This is a genomic window from Neorhizobium sp. T6_25 (genome assembly GCF_002968555.1).
Taxonomy (GTDB): Bacteria; Pseudomonadota; Alphaproteobacteria; order Rhizobiales; family Rhizobiaceae; genus Neorhizobium.
Window position 1 is genome coordinate 75,029 of sequence record NZ_PVBL01000018.1, and the last position, 20,383, is coordinate 95,411.

At 57.1% G+C, this 20,383-nt stretch carries 20 protein-coding genes; 5 read left to right on the top strand and 15 right to left on the bottom strand.

The window, feature by feature from the left end:
* The first annotated feature begins 162 nt into the window (after nucleotides 1-162).
* Nucleotides 163-1,521, top strand: a complete 1,359-nt coding sequence (locus C5L10_RS22045) for an FAD-dependent oxidoreductase (RefSeq protein ID WP_105431406.1) — start codon at nucleotides 163-165, stop codon at nucleotides 1,519-1,521.
* A gap of 121 nt (nucleotides 1,522-1,642) precedes the next feature.
* On the top strand, nucleotides 1,643-2,965 hold the full coding sequence (locus tag C5L10_RS22050; RefSeq protein WP_105431407.1) for an MFS transporter: 1,323 nt from the start codon (nucleotides 1,643-1,645) through the stop codon (nucleotides 2,963-2,965).
* 117 nt (nucleotides 2,966-3,082) lie between these two features.
* Here the strand turns inward: C5L10_RS22050 and C5L10_RS22055 are convergent, their stop codons facing one another.
* From C5L10_RS22055 to metC, 4 genes are read right to left on the bottom strand one after another with little or no spacing between them, the layout of a single operon-like run.
* On the bottom strand, nucleotides 3,083-4,273 hold the full coding sequence (locus C5L10_RS22055) for an MFS transporter (RefSeq protein WP_105431408.1): 1,191 nt from the start codon (nucleotides 4,271-4,273) through the stop codon (nucleotides 3,083-3,085).
* Nucleotides 4,182-5,651, bottom strand: coding sequence for an aspartate ammonia-lyase (locus C5L10_RS22060; protein WP_245448102.1), 1,470 nt, complete (start codon nucleotides 5,649-5,651; stop codon nucleotides 4,182-4,184). Before C5L10_RS22060 ends, C5L10_RS22055 begins: the two co-directional genes overlap by 92 nt.
* A 2-nt stretch (nucleotides 5,652-5,653) precedes the next feature.
* The gene (locus tag C5L10_RS22065) at nucleotides 5,654-7,051 is read right to left on the bottom strand and encodes a M20/M25/M40 family metallo-hydrolase (RefSeq protein WP_105431410.1); all 1,398 of its coding nucleotides are present in this window, start codon (nucleotides 7,049-7,051) and stop codon (nucleotides 5,654-5,656) included.
* Between the two features lie 44 nt (nucleotides 7,052-7,095).
* Nucleotides 7,096-8,310: a cystathionine beta-lyase gene (metC, locus tag C5L10_RS22070; RefSeq protein WP_105431411.1), complete on the bottom strand. Its 1,215-nt coding sequence runs from the start codon at nucleotides 8,308-8,310 to the stop codon at nucleotides 7,096-7,098.
* A 110-nt stretch (nucleotides 8,311-8,420) separates the two neighbouring features.
* On the opposite strand from metC, the gene C5L10_RS22075 reads away from it, so the two are divergent.
* Nucleotides 8,421-9,296 carry a LysR substrate-binding domain-containing protein gene (locus C5L10_RS22075; RefSeq protein ID WP_105431412.1) on the top strand — a complete coding sequence of 292 codons (876 nt, stop codon included), beginning with the start codon at nucleotides 8,421-8,423 and terminating at the stop codon, nucleotides 9,294-9,296.
* Nucleotides 9,297-9,325: 29 nt separating this feature from the next.
* On the opposite strand, the gene C5L10_RS22080 is transcribed toward C5L10_RS22075, so the two are convergent.
* The 3 genes from C5L10_RS22080 to C5L10_RS22090 are packed head-to-tail and all read right to left on the bottom strand — an operon-like array spanning nucleotide 9,326 to nucleotide 11,915.
* Nucleotides 9,326-10,102: an amino acid ABC transporter ATP-binding protein gene (locus C5L10_RS22080; protein ID WP_105431413.1), complete on the bottom strand. Its 777-nt coding sequence runs from the start codon at nucleotides 10,100-10,102 to the stop codon at nucleotides 9,326-9,328.
* A gap of 3 nt (nucleotides 10,103-10,105) precedes the next feature.
* The gene (locus tag C5L10_RS22085; RefSeq protein WP_105431414.1) at nucleotides 10,106-11,017 is read right to left on the bottom strand and encodes an amino acid ABC transporter permease; all 912 of its coding nucleotides are present in this window, start codon (nucleotides 11,015-11,017) and stop codon (nucleotides 10,106-10,108) included.
* Between the two features lie 4 nt (nucleotides 11,018-11,021).
* The gene (locus tag C5L10_RS22090; RefSeq protein ID WP_105431415.1) at nucleotides 11,022-11,915 is read right to left on the bottom strand and encodes an ABC transporter substrate-binding protein; all 894 of its coding nucleotides are present in this window, start codon (nucleotides 11,913-11,915) and stop codon (nucleotides 11,022-11,024) included.
* 233 nt (nucleotides 11,916-12,148) lie between these two features.
* Here C5L10_RS22090 and C5L10_RS22095 point away from each other — a divergent pair, with 233 nt between their 5' ends.
* Complete coding sequence (locus tag C5L10_RS22095) at nucleotides 12,149-13,225, top strand: asparaginase (RefSeq protein WP_245448104.1); 1,077 nt, start codon at nucleotides 12,149-12,151, stop codon at nucleotides 13,223-13,225.
* A 336-nt stretch (nucleotides 13,226-13,561) separates the two neighbouring features.
* On the opposite strand, the gene C5L10_RS22100 is transcribed toward C5L10_RS22095, so the two are convergent.
* From C5L10_RS22100 to C5L10_RS22130, 7 genes are all read right to left on the bottom strand, one after another.
* A complete protein-coding gene (locus tag C5L10_RS22100; RefSeq protein ID WP_205837081.1) occupies nucleotides 13,562-13,966 on the bottom strand; it encodes a RidA family protein in 405 nt (134 codons plus the stop codon).
* A gap of 111 nt (nucleotides 13,967-14,077) precedes the next feature.
* A complete protein-coding gene (locus tag C5L10_RS22105) occupies nucleotides 14,078-14,725 on the bottom strand; it encodes a LysE family translocator (RefSeq protein ID WP_035201353.1) in 648 nt (215 codons plus the stop codon).
* 384 nt (nucleotides 14,726-15,109) lie between these two features.
* Complete coding sequence (locus C5L10_RS22110) at nucleotides 15,110-15,868, bottom strand: alpha/beta fold hydrolase (RefSeq protein ID WP_035201636.1); 759 nt, start codon at nucleotides 15,866-15,868, stop codon at nucleotides 15,110-15,112.
* A gap of 105 nt (nucleotides 15,869-15,973) precedes the next feature.
* Complete coding sequence (locus C5L10_RS22115) at nucleotides 15,974-16,708, bottom strand: L,D-transpeptidase (protein ID WP_035201355.1); 735 nt, start codon at nucleotides 16,706-16,708, stop codon at nucleotides 15,974-15,976.
* The gene (locus tag C5L10_RS22120; protein ID WP_035201356.1) at nucleotides 16,705-17,235 is read right to left on the bottom strand and encodes a VOC family protein; all 531 of its coding nucleotides are present in this window, start codon (nucleotides 17,233-17,235) and stop codon (nucleotides 16,705-16,707) included. Before C5L10_RS22120 ends, C5L10_RS22115 begins: the two co-directional genes overlap by 4 nt.
* Nucleotides 17,236-17,300: 65 nt before the next feature.
* On the bottom strand, nucleotides 17,301-18,149 hold the full coding sequence (locus C5L10_RS22125; RefSeq protein WP_092990745.1) for an alpha/beta fold hydrolase: 849 nt from the start codon (nucleotides 18,147-18,149) through the stop codon (nucleotides 17,301-17,303).
* A gap of 47 nt (nucleotides 18,150-18,196) precedes the next feature.
* The gene (locus C5L10_RS22130; RefSeq protein WP_092990744.1) at nucleotides 18,197-19,021 is read right to left on the bottom strand and encodes an oxidoreductase; all 825 of its coding nucleotides are present in this window, start codon (nucleotides 19,019-19,021) and stop codon (nucleotides 18,197-18,199) included.
* 107 nt (nucleotides 19,022-19,128) lie between these two features.
* Between C5L10_RS22130 and C5L10_RS22135 the strand changes: the two genes are divergently transcribed.
* Nucleotides 19,129-19,992 (top strand): LysR family transcriptional regulator, encoded by an 864-nt coding sequence (locus C5L10_RS22135; protein ID WP_105431417.1) that lies wholly within the window; start codon nucleotides 19,129-19,131, stop codon nucleotides 19,990-19,992.
* Between the two features lie 67 nt (nucleotides 19,993-20,059).
* Here the strand turns inward: C5L10_RS22135 and C5L10_RS22140 are convergent, their stop codons facing one another.
* The gene (locus tag C5L10_RS22140; protein WP_092990742.1) at nucleotides 20,060-20,353 is read right to left on the bottom strand and encodes a chorismate mutase; all 294 of its coding nucleotides are present in this window, start codon (nucleotides 20,351-20,353) and stop codon (nucleotides 20,060-20,062) included.
* Between the last annotated feature and the right edge of the window lie 30 nt (nucleotides 20,354-20,383).

Below are 20,383 nucleotides of genomic sequence, written 5' to 3' on the forward strand. Positions count from 1 at the left end.
ACCGCGTTTTCGCTTTGCGGTTTAACAGATTCGGCCTTCTCGCTCCATCTTGCGACGCCCACGGCCCCCGCTGAAAAATTCTCGACCCATGTAGACAAACAAAATCGCCATGTCTATGCTGACATGCAGGTGATCGACAACTGAGTATATCAGGAAAATAGCATGCTTTTCGAGGGATGGAAAATCGACTGCACGGCTGCTTCGGACATTGACCTGCCGCATCTCGCGGACGTCGATGTCTTAGTGGTTGGGGGTGGCGCTGCAGGTGTTGCAGCTGCGACCGTGGCGGCAGAAAAAGGAAAATCGGTCGTGCTCATTGAGCGATACGGATTTTGCGGCGGCGCAGCGGTTGCCGGCATGTCAGGAACGATTTGCGGGCTCTACATGGCAAGCGAGAAAGCCAATCGCCCAGAGCAGGTCGTCTTTGGTTTTGCCGAACGCTTTCGAAAAGCACTGGCTACCCGCGGTGGTCTAACGGAACCGCAAATTTATGGCAAAACGTTTACGGTGACACATGATCCCCTGATGTGGCGTGAGACTGCGGACACATTTCTGGAAGCAGCGGGTGTCAAGGTGCTCTTCCACACCGTCGTCACTGGCGTAATCATGCAGGGCGAGACCTTCCTCGGAGTTATCGCCGAGTCGAATGCCGGCCGCTCCGTAATCCGCGCCAAACGAATAATCGACGCTTCCGGCGATGCAGCGGTCGTGGCTCGGGCAGGCCACTCGTACACGTTCGGCGATGATGGACGGATCCAAAACCCGACCATGTTTTTCAGGTTGGGAAATGTGGACATGAGGGCGTTCGCCGCATTTTGGGGCGATGACACAATATGCCCACCGAAGGTCACCGATGCTATCTCTTCTGCGCACCAGAGCGGGAAATATATTCTTCCACGCAATAAGATTTGGATTTTTCCCACCACGCGCCCGAATGAACTGATGGTGAATGCCACCCGTCTGTCTGGACGAGATGGACGTATGTTGAATGTTATCGATCCGGCAGATTTCACCGAAGCTGAGATCGAAGGGCGCCGTCAGGTAAGAGAATATGCACGGTTTCTCGCCGAAGCTATTCCTGGCTGCGAGAACAGCTTTGTTGTAGATACCGGTGTTGAGGCCGGCATCCGACAAACTCGTTCAATCATCGGCAGAGACACGCTCCGGAACGATGATGTGTTGGCATGCCGGAAACGGCCTGAGGGTATTTGTCGCGTGCCATGGCCGATCGAACTTCATAGCGGTGATAAGCCCAAGCTTCATTGGCTTTTAGACGACTACTACGAGGTGCCCTATGGCGCCCTCGTCCCTGAGCACAGCGAAAATATTATCGTCGCCGGACGCTCGTTGAGCGCGGAGCATGAGGCTCTCGCCTCGGCACGTGTGACTGCCCAGTGTTTTGAATACGGGAATGCAGCCGCTACGGCCGCAGTCATATCAATCGAGGACGGTCGGGCCTTCTCCAATATCGCCGGAGAGGAAGTTCGCGCAGAAATGGCTCGTCTCGGCAGCGCGCTCTAACTCACCGACGCAGATCTGCGAAAATCTCGGTTATCGCCGCCTGAGGAAAAATTCATTGAATTCCGTCGCTGACGCTCTGGGACGGATGGAGGCGTGCGCTCGTGCACATGTGGAGGAATAAATGAAGGCAATCCCATATCGCTGGGTTATCGCGATTACCTTATTCGCGGCATACAGCATCCAGTACTTGGATCGGGTCAAAACGAACGTTCTAAATCCCGTAATAGCCCATGACGTCGGCCTTTCGGTGAGTGATCTTGGAACCGGCGCATTCCTGATGCTCCTGTTTTACGGCCCCTCGCAATACGTTTCCGGAATCTTGACCGACAAGTTCGGGGCCAAGCGGATTCTGATATTCTCCGTTATCGCCTGGTCAGTCATGACAGCGTGGATGGCACACATCCAAACGCGAGACGAGTATTTTTTCCGAATGGCGTTGTTTGGCGCTCTCGTTGGAACGGAATATGTGCCATCAGCACGTATCCTGATGCGATGGTTCAATAAAGAGGGGCGGGCTCGGGCTCAAGCACTCCTATCGTGGGCATGGATCTTGACACCTGCATGGGCGAGCGTATTCGCAACGCAATTTGCTCACGCGGCAGGCGACTGGCGGATTGTTTTCTACGTGACAGCGGCGTTCGGTGTCGTTCCCCTAATCATGATTGCGCTCCTGGTATTCGATAGACCGGAGCAATATAAAAAGGCTACCCCAGCGGATCTGGAATACGCCTACCGTGACGAGATTGAACGCGGCGACATACGAGAGGGATTTTATGGAGATGCACAAAAGCAAATCCTTCTGAAGAACGACATTAGGTTTTTTGATCTTTTCAAAAATCGAAGCTACGTCGCAGTGATATTCGTCGATATAGTCATGCAGATCACCCTCTACGGAGCTCTAACGTGGGTACCACTCTATCTTTCTGACGTTTTCCATTTCAAACTTCAAGAAATGGGACTTTGGAGCGCACTTTATTTTGGCGCAGGTGCGATTGGAAGTTTCTCATCCTCATACCTTTCGGACAAAGTCTTTAACGGTAACCGCCGGATAATGATCCTAACGTGCTTTATTGGCCTAGCACCGTTCGTCTTTTTGCTTGCCACTCTCAATGAAGCGCATCCCGCCATGTTGGCTTTCTGCCTCTGTGGGATGGGGTTCTTCGGCAATATGGCGTGGGGTCCCTTCCTTGCTGTCCCCGCGGAGATCTTCACGCCTGAAGTCTATGGCAAGGCTATGGGGTTCGTGAACGGTGTCGGCTACACAGTCGCTGCATTCAGTGCAAAAATTTTCGCGGCATTGGTCGTCGTCAACGAGGCCGGCAAGGACTACTCCCTGGGATGGGTGTTCATTGGAACATGTGTGCTGATGGGGGTAATCGCCGCGAGTTTCATTCAAACAGGACCAAGCAAAAACCAGACTGTCCCACGGACGGCAAGAGCCTAAAAACAGTTGAACAATAATTTTCTGGGTTCCAGCCTCCCGCTTCTGTTTCAAGTCGATAGGTAGAATAAGCAAAAGGGGCGCCGTGTAGGATCGGCGCCCCTCCGATCAGTGACCTGTTCACACTGCTCGACCGTCTGGCCGCTGATGCGCGTGTTGCCGCGTATCATCCGAGAGTCCTCTAAGGACGCTCTGAGGATTGCTCCTATAGACTCTCCGTTGGGCCTCGCCGTAGCGCTGATGTGGTCCAGACTCGAAAATCCCGATCCCGGCGACGAAATAAGCAGCGATCGGTACGATTACATCTTGCGGGAAGAGCAGGCTGATCGGGGCAAGCCCATAAATCGAGAGACCCGCAAACGCCATCCAGCCTCTTTCGACTGGGTGCCAGCGCGTGAGAAGCAATGCACCAACAAGTGCACCGGCCATGTAGGCCGTTGCCGTCGCCGTCATCGGCACTGCCCCACGATAGACCTCCTGACTTATTCCGGGCAGCAAAACAGACGTGACGGAATAGCCGGTCGCGATGGTGACTGTCAGGGCAGAAAGCCCTGCTACAAACCGCGGATGACGACGAGCTTCTCTCGCCCCATCGGCAAACTCAAAGACGATCGCGGTTAGTGCCAGGCGGCGTTGATGCCGTTCTTTGTTGTCCGCTATCGCAATTCTTGGCGGGACAAGCGCGCTGGTGAGCCAGAGAAGGGCAATTGCGGCAAGTGCTGCCATCGTCCCCGCGCTCTGCGCCACGAGGCTGAAGATGGCCGGACCAACAATACTCGTCACGCGAACGGAAATGCTCATCGCAGCATTGGCGGGCTGTAGAAGCTCATCGCTGGCAAGTTTAGGGATGATTGCCCGATAGGCAGGCCTGAAAGCACCCTGTCCTATTCCTACCGCGAAAGCACCTGTCAGTAAGAGCCATGATGACAAAGCCTCGGGTCCAGCGAACGCTGCAAGGATGACCAGCATGGCAGCGGCGGCGACAAGGCCCGACGTAAGAATGACGGGTCTCGGGCCCGAACGATCGGCCAACACACCTGCGATGGGTACAGCCAACAGAAAACCGGTCGTGCGAGCGGCAAGAGCAATACCAAGTTCTGTCGCGTAAGTTGGCCATCGATCAAAGCGAAGCCGAAAACGAAGGGCAAGGCCCAGGTCGCAAGGCCAGACGCCGTGTTGCCGATCCACAGGCGTACAAAAGCGGTGGAGACCAGCGCTCTCATCCCCGCGACACCGCTGGAAGGGATACTGACTTTCTGAACAACGAAATGTGCCGCTCTGATCGCTCAGCATCGGCAAATACCGAGACATCGGCAAAAAGGGTGTCGGCTTCTGCTTCGCTCATCAGTCGGCATTCGACAGCGGCCGTCGAGATAGAAACACCTTGCGCCTGAGCATGCTTGGCGATCGCGGAAGCAGCCGGATATCCATAAACGGCAGCCAACGCTGTCGACAAGGCAATGGAGCCCGTAGCGCCTGCGTGCCCGCGCTCCGCGTTCACCTCGATGCCGGCAACACAGCCGGCGACAAAGAGGGGGATAGCGCGTCGCATGAGACGTATGGACTCGCTTATCGCCTCGAGGATAACCGATTCCCATACATTGAGATCGAGTTCTCCTTCGGCAGCACGGGTCACCGTCGCATCGTTCCCACTCACTCGGAAGGCCACCTGCATCATCATTTCCGGCATCACGGGATTGACCTTGCCCGGCATGATTGATGAGCCGGGCTGCACCGCCGGAAGCCTAATTTCGCCAAGGCCGGCACGCGGGCCTGAAGACATAAGCCGCAGATCAGCCGACAGCTTCGAGAGCGTGACCGCGAGCGCCTTTAGACTGCCCGATACACGAATCCAGTGATCCGCATTCTGCAATGCATCAAACAGGTTTTCCTCGGCATGAAATTTCTTTCCCGTAAGTGCGCAAAGTTCCTCGAAGACGAAGTGACAGTAGTTAGCCGAGGCGCCAAGACCGGTACCAACAGCTGTGGCGCCGAGCGGCAAAGCGAGGCAGGTATCCGCAAGCACTTCCAGATCACGTGACTGTCGCTCAAACGCTGAGCGGTAACCCGAAAACTGCTGACCGAAGGTGATCGGAAGTGCGTCCTGCAGGCAGGTGCGTGCCAGCTTCACGGTGTTCGCGAAGGCGGCTTCCTTTTCTCTCAACGCATGAATGAGGAGGTCCAAGACGTCTCGAAGCGAACCGAGTTCAGCGCCAATCGCCATCTTCATTGCCGCCGGAATAACGTCATTAGTGGACTGCGACATGTTCACGTGGGTGTTGGGATGAACGGGATCTGGTCCTTTCCGGCCGGTCAATATTTCGCTGGCGCGGTTCGCCAAGACCTCGTTGACATTCATGTTGGCGGCGGTGCCGCCACCGCCATGATAGATGTCGACGGGGTAATTTCTGGCGGTAACATCGAATAGTTGTTCTGAGGCGGCCGCTACGATCGCTTGTGCACTACGGGCATCAAGTTCACCGGCGCGGCTGTTGGCTTTCGCGGCAGCATGCTTGATCGTAATGATTGCTGGCACAAAGCCTTCGATGTCAGCGATGGTCCTGCCGGAGATCGAGAAGTTCTCGACCGCCCGGACAGTTTGAATACCATAGGCGATATCGTTAGGGATGAACCGGAAACCGAGTGCATCTTCTTCGCGGCGGGTGGGGGCCGTGAGTTTATTCTCCAAGATCATACCTCCGCGTGGGATTGGATCTCTTCAAAAATCCTCACCCAACTTCGCACACCTTTTCGGAGCCGTTCCGTATCGTAACGCTCATCCGGCGCGTGGATGGCGTCGCTCGGCAGGATGAACCCAATGACGACGCATTCAGCGCCGAGACGGCGGTTGACTTGTTCCACAAGTGGAATGGCGCCGCCTGTTCCGCGAAGCACGGGGGGCATGCCCCATTCCTCTTCCAAGCCACGAGACGACGCCTTGAGGAATCGGCTGTCCTGAGACAACATGACAGCGGAACTGCCACCGGCACCCTCGAACTCGACTCTGCAGCCTTCGGGCAGACTCGCCTCGACATGACTGCGGAAGCGACTCCTGATTGTTTCGGGTTCCTGACCCGGCACGAGCCTGAACGACAGGCGCGAAGTTGCTGATCCGGGAAGCACCGATCGTTCGCCGGGTCCCTGATTGCCGCTGGTGATACCGTTGATGTCGACGGTCGGCCGTCCCCACATCGCCTCCAGTGAAGAATACCCCTCCTCCGTCACGCCACCCGTAAGATCGACGTCACCGATGAGGGTGGGCTCTTTCGCTAGCTCGGCCCACTGCGCCCGAACGTTTTCCGGAATATCACTAACACCGTCATAAAAGCCGTCGATCGTCACCTTTCCTTTCTCGTCGTGCAGGCCGGCGAGGATCGAGCTGAGGATGCGGATGGGGTTTGCGGCGACCGCACCGTAGTGACCCGAATGGAGGTCTGGATTGGGAGCGGAGATGGTGACCTTCTCATGAACAAGCCCCTTGAGCTGCGTGGTGATGGCTGGCTGGGTTGGCGACCACATCTCAGCGTCGCAGATGAAGGCGACATCGCATTCCAGTTCTTCTCGATACGCCTCTATGAACTCCGGCAGGCTCGGTGAGCCGCACTCCTCCTCTCCTTCCAACAGCACGGTGATGTCGGCCGGAAAATCATCATGGACGCTTTTCCATGCACGCAGCGCCTCAACGAAGGTCCAGAGCTGGCTCTTGCTGTCGGACGCACCCCGGCCATAGAAGCGGTGGACACCATCCTCCTCGACGATGCGCGGCTCGAACGGTTCATGTTTCCATTCCGCCGGATCTCCAACGGGCTGGACGTCGTAATGGCCGTAGAAAAGCAGGCAGGGACGCCTCAGGCCCAACTGGGCGGCAGAGTGCGCCAGGACGACAGGATGTCCCTTTGTTGGAACGACTTTCGCTGGAAGCCCGATGGCATCTAGCTCCGCCTTAAGCCATTCGGCCGCCCTGGCGATATCCGCTTCGCCGGAAGGCTCACTGGAGATTGACGGTATGGCAATCAGCTCGAGCAGCTTATTGACCGCGACATCAAAATTCCGATCGATCTCGCGCAGCACGTCTTCTCTATCCGACACGGCTCATTCCTCAATCTGTCTACGAAGCACAGGCTTGGCCCATATCAACCGTTACTCGCGGCCTTCATCTGACCTTCGTCCGAAGCTGCTGTTGTGTGCGCCTCCAGCGTCTCAAGCAGCCGTTCAACGTCGGCCCACAGTTCGGCCTCATCTTCGAGGCCGATGCTGAGGCGCAAGATGACATCCGGGCCATCCCAAGACGTTGCTGTGCGGAAGCCGTCGATGGACATCGGAGCAGCCAGGCTTCGCGTGCCCCCCCAGGATGCGCCGATTGCGAACACCTTCAACGTGTCGAGCGCTGCAGCAACGTGGGCTGAGGCATGCCTTTTGAAGACAATGCTGAACACGCCGCTCGATCCGAGAAAGTCCCTTTTCCAGAGCGCGTGACCCGGGAAGGTTTCGAGTGCCGGGTGCAGCACCTGATCAACGACTGAATGCCCCGCGATCCTGTGTGCGAAATTCAATGCAACCCGCTCCGAGTGACGCAGCCGCACGCCGAGGGTCTCGAAGCCACGCAGCACGAGCGATGCATCGTCCGGAGACACGCCGATGCCCATGCGGCCGATCAGCGAGCGTATCGGCTTGAGGAGGCTCATGTCCTTGATGGTGATTGACCCCATCAGCACGTCCGAGTGGCCCGATACGAATTTTGTCAACGCTTCGGTGACGATATCGGCACCATGCTCGAGCGGCTTGAAGTTGAGCGGGGTTGCCCAGGTGTTATCGACCCCCACAACCACGCCCTGCTGATGTGCAATCGCCGCGATCCTTGGCAGGTCCTGGATCTCCATCGTTGTGGAGCCCGGGCTTTCGCACCAGACGATTTTCGTGGTTGAACGGATCTTGGCGGCGACGTCTTCAGGCGACCGCGGATCGAAAAACTCGACCTCCACCCCTAACCGTTTCAGATCTGTCTCAGCGAAATCGCGCATCGGCGGATAGGCGGTATCGGCGATCAGGATATGATCGCCGGCTGCCAGAAACGGCAGAACGGCAAGTGCGTTCGCGGCTTGACCGGACGGTGCCAGGAAACTCCAGGCACCGCCTTCGAGGCTCGTCAGCTTTGCCTCAAGCGTGCGCGTGGTGGGTGTCCCATAAAGACCATATGAATAGCCTTCATGACCACGATCACCCCGAGAAGCATAGGTTGCCGCATCCTTGAACACGATCGTCGAGGCTCGATGCACACCGACCCCGAGCGGATCGAAACCTGCGGCCGGTACTGCAGGCGTGAGGACGCATTGCGTGAGATCGTTCATGGCCGGGCCTTTCTGAAGCAGCTTAGAAGTCCTGACGATAGCAATTCCGAAACCGACATCTTTGCGCTACTGCTATTTGCGTGAGTTATTGATGATGATTGAGAGTGGTGATGAACCTTCGGCAGGTCGAAATCTTTCGGGTGGTGATGACGAGCGGCACCACGGCGCGCGCAGCGGAAATTCTGCACGTTTCCCAACCTGCGGTCAGCAAGATGATCCAGGAGCTCGAACGTTCCCTCGGCTTCGATCTCTTTCAGCGCATCAAGGGACGACTTCATCCGACCCAGGAAGGCCAGCTCTTCTTTCGCGAGGTCGAGCAGGCTTTTCTGGGATTGGCGCACTTGCGCGGCGCCGCGGCTCGCATTCGCGATTATGGCTCGGGTGAGCTCAGGATCGCGTGCCTTTCCGCGCTGTCGACGAATGTCTTGCCCCGCGCCTTGCAAGCCTTCATGGCGAGGAACCCGAACGTCGCCATCACCTTTCAGGCAAGGATGTCGTCCAATGTCCGAGATCTGGTGGCATCTGGTCAGTTCGACCTCGGCGTCGTGGCAGACGAGATCGACAGCACCGGTGTTGAGGTCGAAGAATTCGCCCGCTTTCGGGTCGCCGTCGCCATGCCCAAAGGCCATCCGCTCGAAGCGCTCGACGTCGTTCATCCGGCCGACCTCGCTGGGCACCCTTTTATTGCGCTCGCTCCGGAGGACACGACCCGTCGAGAAGCAGAAGACGCTTTTGAGCGCGCCGGCGTCACCATTCGACCTGTGATGGAGACTCCTTATTCGACCACGATCTGTGCGATGGTTGCAGCCGGCATCGGTATCGGTCTGGTCAATCCGTTGACCGCCGAACCCTATGTCGAACACGGGCTGGTTCTGCGACCGTTCGAACCTTCCCTGCATTTTCGTACGCTCTTGATTACGCCGCCCAATCGGCTTGCATCGCGAAACCTGGACGAATTTATCGGGGATCTGCGCGCAGCGATCTGAATTTCTGTTTCCAATCCTGGCCATGGCGGTCACAGAACCTTTGAGAGAAACGCCGCCGTGCGCGGGTTCTGTGGATCGGCAAAAATGGAGCGCGGATGCCCCTCTTCCACAATTTGCCCCTGGTCCATGAACACCAGGTGATTGCCGACTTCGCGCGCAAAGCCGATTTCATGGGTGACCACGACCATGGTGATCCCGCTTCGCGCCAGATCCTTGATGACATCCAGCACTTCGCCGACGAGCTCTGGATCAAGTGCCGATGTTGGCTCGTCGAACAGCATGACCTCGGGTTCCATTGCAAGCGCGCGGGCAATGGCGACGCGCTGCTGCTGGCCACCGGAAAGTTGCTGCGGATAGCGGTTGCCAAATCCACGTAACCCCACGCGCTCGAGAAGCTGTTCGGCCTTTGCCTTCGCCTTATCCTTCGACCAACCCTTCACATGCGCCGGCCCCTCCATGATGTTTTCCAGCGCCGTCATGTGCGGGAAAAGATGGAAACGTTGGAAAACCATACCGGTCAGCCGTCGCTGTGCCGCGATCTGCCCTGATGACAGCGGATGGAATTGACCTTCCCGTTCAACGAAACCTTGCAGTTCGCCTTTCAGGAGAACGCGACCTGCCGAGATCGTTTCGAGCTGATTGATGCAGCGGAGCAGCGTCGACTTGCCCGACCCGGACGGACCGATTGCCACGCACACCTCACCGCGTCGCACGCGCAAGCTCACGCCTTTCAAGGCATGGAACGGGCCGTAGAATTTGTGAATGTTCTGCATTTCGACGCAGAATTCGGAGACATTGGCGTTCATGACCTACTCCGCCCGTGTTGAATGTACGGACACGCCCTTGCCGAAGTGACGCTCGAGAAAATACTGACCAACCATCAGCAGGCTGGTTATGGCGAGATACCAGGTGCCGGCGACCAGCAGCAGCGGGATCGGCAGGTAGAGCCTGTTGGAAATCGCGTTGGTCGCAAATGTCAGGTCCAGTGTGAATGGAATTGCAAGAACCAGAGACGTCATTTTCAGCATGCCGATGGTCTCGTTTCCGGTCGGCGGAATGATCACGCGCATCGCCTGTGGCATCAGGATGCGAATCCAGATCTTTGCCCGCTTCATCCCGAGCGCTTGGGCAGCCTCGGCTTGGCCCCGATCGATCGAGTTGAAGCCTGCCCGAAAGATTTCCGTCAAATAGGCCGACTCGTTGAAACCGAGACCGAGGATCGCAGCGATGGCAGGCGTGACGATGTATTTCGTTTCAACACTGACAATCTCCGGGCCGAAAGGGATCGACAAGCTGAGACTGGGAAACAGAACCGCGAACAGCCCCCAAAACAGCAACTGCGTGTAAATTGGCGTTCCGCGGAAAAACCAAACCCAGCCATATGCGATGCTGCGAAAAATCGGATTTTCGCTGTCTCGCATGGCGACCAGCAAACCGGCGACGGTGATAGCAACTGTCATCGCCACGATGGTGAGAAGAAGCGTCCAGCCAACCCCGCGGACAACCTGCGGCGCAAACAGGTAGCTAAGGTAGACATCCCAATGGAAATTGGGATTTACCGATATGGCCTGACCGATCTGGAAGGCAAGGACCGCGAGAACCGCAACGGCGATCCATCGTCCCGGATGACGGCGGGGGACCACGACATTACGCGTGATTTCCTGCCTGTCACTGGAGACCGGCTCGAAGCCGGTCCCAATGTTTTCGACATCGGAAGTCATGTGATCAGATCTTGACTTCAGGGTTGACGAAGGCCTTCTCGACAATCACCGAGCCAACGCCCCAGCTATCGAGCAATGCCTTGTAGGTGCCGTCGGCGATCAGGGAGTTGATCGTGTCGGCGACGAGCTGAGTGAGCTCCATGTCCGACTTGGCGACGGCAATGCCATTCGGACCGTGCTTTGCCAAAGGACCGGTGGTCGGCTTCAAGGTGTTGAAGGCGCCTTTCGATTGCTTTGCCGCATACCCGATTCCTGCCTCTCCGGATACGGTGGCATCAGCGCCGCCGGCTGCCACGCGAGTGAGCGCTTCAGGCTGTTTGGAGAACGGCAATATTTCGATGGCAGCCTTACCTTCGGTCTTGCAGCGTTCGTTTTCCTGATTGATGGCGCGCTCATGATAGCTGCCGGACTGGATCGCGACCTTGCGACCGCAGGGATCAGCCGGATCGAACTTGCCTGGATTTCCAGCCTTCACGGCCCACAAGCTGCCGGTATCGGCATAGCTGACAAAATTGACCGCCTTCATGCGCTCCGTCGTGACAGAAAACGCCGAGACACCGAGATCGAATTTTGTGCCAAGAGCCGGAAGGATGGCTTCGAAAGCCGAGGTCTGGAAATCGATCTTCACGCCAAGTTTCTTGCCGATGGCTTTTGCAATATCGACATCGATGCCCTCTGGAGTCTGTCCATCCTTTTCACTCAGGAATTCCCATGGCGCATATGCCGTGTCGGAGCCAATCGTTATCACGCCCGATGTCTTGATTTTGGCGGGCAGACGAGACGCGAGAGCCTCTTCCACCTTGATTTTGGACGTATCGAAACTCTGCGCGGAAGCAGGCGTGGCTGCACTGACTGCAATGACCGCAAACAGCGGAATGCGAAATGCCGAATTGAACATTTGATGTTCCCCATCTTGTTATGTTTGCGACGGGTCGGACGCGGGTTGGGAGGACCGCATCCTCTTCGTCGCGAGCACTATGGGGTCTTGCTGCAAGTCCGTCCAATAATAAGATTGGGGCACTCAATTCCTGTAGGTTATCGTTTTCCGTGACGCATTGCGTTGGCTCGAGCAAACGAACTACGTCCCTCACGCCTCACATAACCTCTTGCCGCGGGACCAGAAGACAGTCTATGCAGCAAGCCACGTCGCATGCTTCTTCCCCAGCAACCTCAGAATGTCGTCAGGGTTCACGAACCGGAGACGGCTTTCCCGCCCGGATCAAAATCGAGATGCTCCCCAAAATTGCCTTCATCGGAACCGGCGGAACAATCGCGTCGATTGGCACGAATTCATTTGATTTGTTGGATTACAGTGCGAGCGAGAAGTGGGTCGATGCTGCGACGTTGATCGAGAGCGGTGGTATACAGGGAGTGGTCGCAGACATCATGCCGATCAACTTCCGTCAGATCGATAGCACGGCTGTCAGCAGTCAGGACTGGTCTGAACTTGCGCAAGCATGCTCGGAACTAGCAACGGAACCAGATGTTGCGGGGATCGTCATCGGACATGGCACAGCAAGTCTTGAGGAGACGGCATGGGCACTTTCACTGGTCCTGGACGTGAAGAAGCCGGTCGTGCTGACCGGTTCGATGCGACCTCTTACCGGCATATCGACAGATGCACATGCTAACCTTGCGGCCGCCGTCCGGGTCGCGTCCACTCCTGGCCTTGCCGGAGTGTTTGTCGTTATTAATGACGAGATTCACTCGCCCAGAACCGTAATCAAGACCCACACGCTGAGGCTCGGAGCATTTCAGTCGCCATGGGTCGGTCCTATCGGTTACGTTGATGGGCCACACGTTCGGCTACCGCGGTACGACGAAAGGAAACATCCGATCTTTTCACCGGATCTACTTCGCAAGCTACCGCGCGTCGACATCGCTCACAGTCACATCGGCGCGGATGGAGTTGGCATCCAGGCCTACATAGCTGCTGGCGCGCGTGGAATCGTCTCGGCGGGGTTCGGACCGGGGATGACCACGCCTGCGGAGTTCTCGGCAATTGTTGATGCGGTTGCCCAGGGCGTGATCGTTGTGCAGTCCTCTAGAACGAATTCAGGATTAGTCGTTGATAGCAACAAGAACAAAAGATCCGGCATCATTGCTGGCAGCGACATCGGCCCCGTCAAAGCCCGAATACTGTTGGCTCTGTGTCTTGCCCAAGGTGACAGTAGTGAAGAGATCAAACGACGGTTTATGTCACTGTAAAAAGCTGGGTACCAACGGAACGGTGCGCGGTCAGGGGATACTCGCCTTGAGCGGAATCGAACCATCTGCCCACGCGTTGGTTCGTCAAGCGATTGAAAGTTCAATGGCTTCATGCAAGCGGAGCGTAGGCTGGAGCGTGACCGTTAATTATGGAACCGCTAATTCCAGCCGACCAAGGAACATTATGGTGAGCATACACACCTGTCGCAGCCGCGCTATTAGCGATACAAACCGCGGCTGGTCGTCCACCAGCTGCGTCGTTTTGTTATGTCTTCTACACCAGCTGTCCAGTCCAATTTGTGCACTCTAGGACTTCGGCGGGCATCAACTACCGCTCTATTCCAACGGGTGCGAAGGTATAGCTGCCACAACTTTGATTTCCACAAGAAGACCGGGATGGGCAAGTTCAGAGACGCCAATGCAAGTCCACGCGCATGTTCCGCGGGGGAAAATTCGGTCCTTTACCTTGCGAAAGGTATGCATGTGCTGCTGCAATCCGACATGGTACGTAGTCATTTCGACAACATCTTCGAAGCTGCAACCTGCCGCTGACAAAACGGTAGCTAAGTTGTCCCAACACGCCTCGAATTGCTTCTCTGGGTCGTTGATGACATTCATGTTGGCATCACGTCCAACCTGCCCCGCGCAGAAAACCAGGTTTTCGAAGCGTACTGCAGGGGCATAGCCTGCCCGCTCAACAATGGGCTTCATTGCCAGCGGCACGATAATTTCGCGTTTCACTAATGATCCTTTCTTCGTCCGCATCGGCTAAACCAAATTAGCTAAGTGAATGCACTGATGCGATGAGGTCGTTGTGTTGAAGCCGCCTTCGCCCGGATTAGGTTGAGACGATCAGGCAGGGCTCTTTGCCAATAACAAGCGACCGCCCAGCAAAATCAAAGCCGCCCCGGAGATCGTTTTGATCCTTCTGGCGATGTGCGGGCGATTGAGAAAACCAGTTACGCTGCCGACAAGGAGGACAATTGCGCCGTAAAAGCCTAAAGCGATCAGAGCATGTGTCAGAGCAAGCGCGGCGCCATTTGCAAGCACATCCTGTTGGTGGCCCTCCAAGAATTGGGGGAAGACGGCAACGTAAAAGATCGCCGGTTTGGGATTGAGGAAGTTGCTGAGATATCCGCGAACGAAGGCTCTCGGAGCTGTCAGGATCACTGGCGCCCGGCTTGGATTCCGGACAGGTGCCGTCAGACTTCGCAGCGACAAGAGAGATTTAATCCCCAGCCAGATGAGATAGGCTGCGCCCAACAATTTCATGACTGTGAACAAGATTGCCGACGCTGCGATCACCGCCCCCACTCCAACAAGTGCCAACGCGGCATGCGAAACGATGGCTGCGGCGAACCCTAATACCATCCCGAAGCCGGTTAGCTTCGCGTTGCTCGGCGCATTGGCTAGGAGCAGAGCAAGGTTAGGTCCTGGTGTCACCACGATCATGGTAACGATAGAGATAAATATGAAGTATTGATGCAGAGGGATGGACATGGCAACGACCTTGCGGTTTAGGCACGATTAGGGGGTACTGCATTCGGCCGTTCTTCGGCCTGCATCATACGAAGGAGTTCGAGTCGAGACGAAGTTACCGGGAACAGTGCTCCCGGGCAACAGATATGCAGAGCTGCGTTTCAACGGGACTGAAAATTTGAGACGTTCCGCGCATCGGAGCGCGCTCCTGCTGTACCTTCCATGGCGCTCTACATTGAAGGCCCGCGACGACATCAGGCTTCAAAGCGCGATGTTGGATCGCGGGGACTCTCTGATGACAACGTTTATCCTTGGTGCAGCGATCACATCACTAGCAAGGCACGAGTCCAAACTCGCAAAACGCTGCAGCTAGTGAATTTGCAGAGTTACCGCGGTCCTTTTCTGTCAGTCGACAGCTTCCGCGGCCTCCTCGATCACCTTCGCAACTGCAGCCGCCTGCGAGATATAAATAGCGTGACTACCATCGATCTCCGTCACAGTTGAACCGGCGCGCTTGTACATCCAGCGCTCAAGGTCCGGATTGATCGTCATGTCGTCCTTCGCAACAATCCCGTAGCTAGGTTTGTCGTGCCAAGCGGCAATAGACACCGGCGCACTGGTGGCCGCGACGGCGACAGGCATCTGAGACCGGGCCATAAACTCGCCCTGCTCTTTGGGTAGATCCGCCCCGAAATCAGCTGCGAACTTTGCCGGGTCGATAAGCAGGAAGCCATCCTTTGTCGGCTTGATATCATTGGTGGGTGACGGCATCGATTGGAGCAGTTGTGCGGTGCTTTCGCCCTTTTCGGGCTGCAGTGCCGCAACATAGACAAGTGCCTTGACCTTGGGATCATTACCTGCTGCCGTGATGATCGTGCCCCCATAGCTGTGGCCGACGAGAACGACGTCCCCGTCCTGTTGATCAAGCACGCTCTTCGTGGCTGCAACGTCCTGATCCAGGCTTGTCAGTGGCTGCTGGACGATGCTGACATGATAGCCGTCGCGGGTCAGGATGTCATAAACGCCGCGCCAGCCCGAACCATCTACGAGCGCGCCATGGACAAGCACGATGTTGCGCGCCTCCGCTAAGGCTGGGGCTGTTAGGACAGCAGAAGACAAAAGCGCGGCAATGAGGCCAACGGCCGCTTTACTGAAGTTGGACATGGTCGGTAGTTCCTTGAGTTTTGTGCGTGGAATTGCGGAGGCTTTGAAAGCGCTGAACGACATGTCTCTCCTGGTCCAGGGAGCGATGGACATGATCGCTTGCGCTTACTGCTTGACTACAATTGGCGCCTTGATCGGCACGCGTTCATAGAGGTCGATAATGTCCTGGTTGAGCAGGCGCACACAGCCGGACGAAACGGCCTTGCCAATCGAGCGCCATTCCGGATTGCCGTGCAAACGATAGAGTGTATCTTGGCCGCCGGAGTAGATGTAGAGCGCACGCGCCCCCAGCGGGTTTTTCAGGCCCGGCTCCATGCCGCCATTCTCGATCGAATATTTGGCCAATTCCGGCTGGCGGGCGACCATCTCGTTCGGCGGCTTCCAACGCGGCCATTTCTGACGCCACTGAATGATGCCGTTACCCTGCCAGGCAAAGCCATCGCGCCCGATCCCGACACCATAGCGCATCGCGGTCCCGCCCGGCTGGACGAGATAGAGGAAGCGGGAGGGGGTGTCGACGACGATCGTGCCGGGCGCCTCGCCAGTCGGGTCGAGGACCTGCTGGCGATAGTAGCGCGGATCGATCTGCTTGTAGGGAACCGCCGGGATCAGAAAGCCGCCATCCTCGGTAGGACCGTACATGACAGCCAGTTCGGCATCTGTCGGCGCAGGAGCGATGTGGACAGGGCCGATCGGATCCTGGAGAGGCGTCGACTGTCGCCCCACCATCCGGCTCTTGCCGGCGGTGGAGACGCACCCTGCCAGGGCCGAGACCGCAGCCATCACCGAAAGCGACAGGAGGCTGCGGCGGGATAACGAGGTATCAAAGCTCACGCTCATTCCTCGTCCTGCCATCTGCGCAGATCCGTCTGGTCATGATAGGCCATGCGATCAGGCGTGGTGATAAACTCAATCATCGTGCCCCACGGCGCTCGGCAATAGCAGACCTTGTTTGCAGGACCTTTTTCGGTTGCGTAGGGAATAGCTCGTGGTGCCGTAAGGGCTGTTCCGCCAGCCTTCTCAAAGCGCTCTACCGATGCGTCGATGTCGTCGGTATAGACACCAAAATGCGTGATGCCGAAGTCGCTCGGTGTAACCGGTTGCGCTTGTTTGGGGCCGTGCATTTCAAAGAGCTCGATGTCAGGCCCGGTTCCGATCTTGACCATCGCCTGCGCACGCACAACCGTTCCCGGGTAAGCACCAGTGGCCCGCTCGAACTCGGGTCCCTGCCTGGCCGGATCCTGCGGCCCGAACGATTGGTAGATCACCTGGCCGCCAAAGGCTTCCACCAGGAACGATTTTGCCGCTTCGATGTCAGGCACCGTGATGCCGATGTGATTGACGCCGCGAATGACAGGTGCGGTCATGACAATTTTCCTTTCTTGTTAAATCGATGAACGCGATCGAGCTCAATTTGCCCGGTTCGCAGAGTTCACTTGGCCTTGAGGAAATCGATGAGAGCAGCGGCCACTTCATCCGGGCGCTCGTCCGCCACATAGTGACTGCAGCGGGCAATCGAGCCGCCAGTTACATCTGTGGCGAACTCCTTGAGCATCGCGACCATATGAGCACCGAAACGCTGCTCGCCGCCGAGACCTAAAACCGGAATCCGGAGCGGTTGCTTTTTGTATTCAAGCGCGGCCGCATGGTCGCCGGTCAGTGTGCGGTACCATTCCATGCCACCGCGCGTGCGACCAGGAAGTGCCATTGCTTTCGCATAGATGTCGATATCTTCAGGATTAAAGGTGCTGTGATCGTAAAACCGCTCCGCCATGAAGGCCGAAACATAGTCATGTTCGCGGCCATAAATCAGGCGTTCCGGCAGATCCCGATTAGCATGGAACGCGAAGTGCCAGATCTTTGCCGTCGTCGCCTCCCACTGGCTCCAGCCAGGAAGCGGAACATCGAGGACGGCAAGGTGAGTAACCGCATCTCGATAGATAGCGGCCTGCGGAAGCGCCACCATTCCGCCGATGTCATGGCCGCATACGGCATAGCGTTGATGCCCAAGGGCAATCATGACCTCGTGCGCGTCGCGCGCCATCGTCGCCTTATCGTAGCCGTCAAGCGGGCATTCGGAAAAGCCTGCGCCGCGTAGATCAATCGCCACCACGCTGAACTGCTCCGCCAGCAGCGGCATCACATGGTGCCATTCCCACCATGTTTCCGGCCAACCGTGAAGCAGAAGGATCGGGGGGCCGGAGCCGCCCGTGACGGCATTGATCTTGATGCCGTTCACCGGCACCAATTGCTGGGTAAACCCTTTCAATGTTGGGATCATGATGACTTTCCAATCGATGTGACGTTCAAGCAGAGCTAGCGATCAGATCAGGGCTGATCGAAATCGGTGGCAATCGAGATGTCGCGCCAGGTGTCGATATCGCGGCGAAACGAAGCCAGCTTTCGCTCAGCGATTGAATGCGCGACGGGCCCAAGCGGCAGATGAAGCGGGGCATTATCGGCGTCGACCGCCTGCAGGATCACTGCAACCGCCTTGTCGGGATCCCCTGCTTGATTGCCGTTGTTGGTTTCCCGATAGTGCCTGCGCGAACTCGCGGCGTATTCCGGCATCTCGTTGACCGCTATCGTGATCGAACGGCCGAGGAAATCGGTGCGAAACGGGCCAGGCTCGACGATCAGCACACGGATGCCGAACGGCTTCAGCTCACCGGCGAGCGCCTCGGAAACCCCTTCAACCGCAAACTTGGCGGCATTGTAGTATGCTGCGCCGCCGCTGCCCGCGATCCCTGCGCCGGACGACATATTGACGATCATTCCGCCCGAACGTCGCAAGGTCGGCAGCGCTGCTCTGGTGGTTTCGATGAGACCGAAAACGTTCACCTCGAACATCGGTCGATATTCTTCGGGTTTGCCTTCCTCAAGCGCCCCAAACAATCCGTAGCCGGCATTGTTCACAAGCACGTCAAAGCCGCCGAATGTCTCGACCGCCTTTGCGACTGCGGCTTTGGCTGCCGCCACATCCGTCACGTCGAGCGGCAAAGTGATCATGCGGTCGCCGAAAGGCTCAGCCATTTCTTCGATCGAGTTGACGTTGCGGGCAGTAGCGACAACCTGATCGCCCCGCTGTGCCGCAGCGATCGCCAGCCGTTGTCCGAAGCCGCTCGAGCAGCCTGTGATGAACCATGTTTTCATGACGTTTTCTCCGCGTGTTTTCGAACATGACTTGAATCTAGATGTTTAGATCTGTACTTGAAGTGACAGTTTTGTATTTTCAGCGTTCATTTTTGTAAGGGTCTGCCGTGGAATGGAGTGACGTAAAAATCTTCCTTGCGATTGCGCGATCCGGCACGCTCGGCGGCGCTGCGCGTGCTCTTCATACTAGCCATCCGACTGTCGGCAGACGGCTGCGTGCCCTTGAGGAGGCGATCGGCCACACGCTCTTCCAGCGGACCGCGGACGGTCTAGTGCTGACCGAGGAAGGCCATGGGATCATCACTCTGGCAGAGCAGATGGAAGAAGGCGCGCTGGCCATGGAGCGCCGGCTCGCCGGGCAGGAGCAAAACCTCAAAGGTAATCTGCGCATCTCGTCAGCAGACTGGTTCGGGGCCTATGTCCTACCTCCCATCGTGGCAGATTTCTCGAAAGCCTACCCCAATGTAGACGTCGAGATCCTGACCGGTACTCGCCTGTTCAACCTCGCCCAAAGGGAGGCCGACGTTGCCTTTCGCATCGTTCCGTTCGACACTGCCGATGTCATTCAACGGCGGCTCTTCAGGCTCGAATACGGCGTCTACATCGCCGAGGAGTCGCCTGACCCCAAATATGGCGACGGGACTGGTTTCCGTCTGATCACCCACGACACTTCGACCGGGCAGTTCCCCGACATAGCCTGGCTTGCCGAGAGTTTTCCGAACGCGAGACCCGTGCTGCGATCAAACAACCGAAACGTCCAGGGGCGAATGTGCAGGCAGGGTGTTGGGATCGCCGTCCTGCCCCGCGCAGTGGGCAATCAAATCCCGGGTATCCGCAGACTTGAACTACCCAAGCCCCCGCCGGCGCGAGACATCTGGATGGGATATCACCGGGACCTGCGACGTCTTCAGCGTCTTCGAGCATTTATCTCGACCGTCTCGGACCACCTCACAAATGCCCCTGCGTGGTAAGCCGCCCGAAAAAGATCGATTTTCCCCGCCGATCCACGGCTGCGCTTGGACAGCCGCGACAGACAACTTACTTCTTGGCCGCAATCTCCTCATGCCGCTCCACTACAGCGCCCACGATCATTGTCATCAGCCCTTCGACAAAGTGCCGACTGAGGCCAACATCATTGGCGATGCTCATCAGTCGATCCAATTGACGTCGCTCTCGCTCATTATCGATCGCCGGCAACGCCTGCTCGGCTTTCAAGTGGCCGACTAGCTCGGTACAGCGAAAGCGTTCGGCCAGAATATAGAGAAGGGCTGAATCCAGATTGTCGATGGTTCTCCGGTAGGACGCAAGTTGCTCTGCCGTATCATGTGTCATTTGAGTGTTTCCAAGCGGTTTCATTGGGGG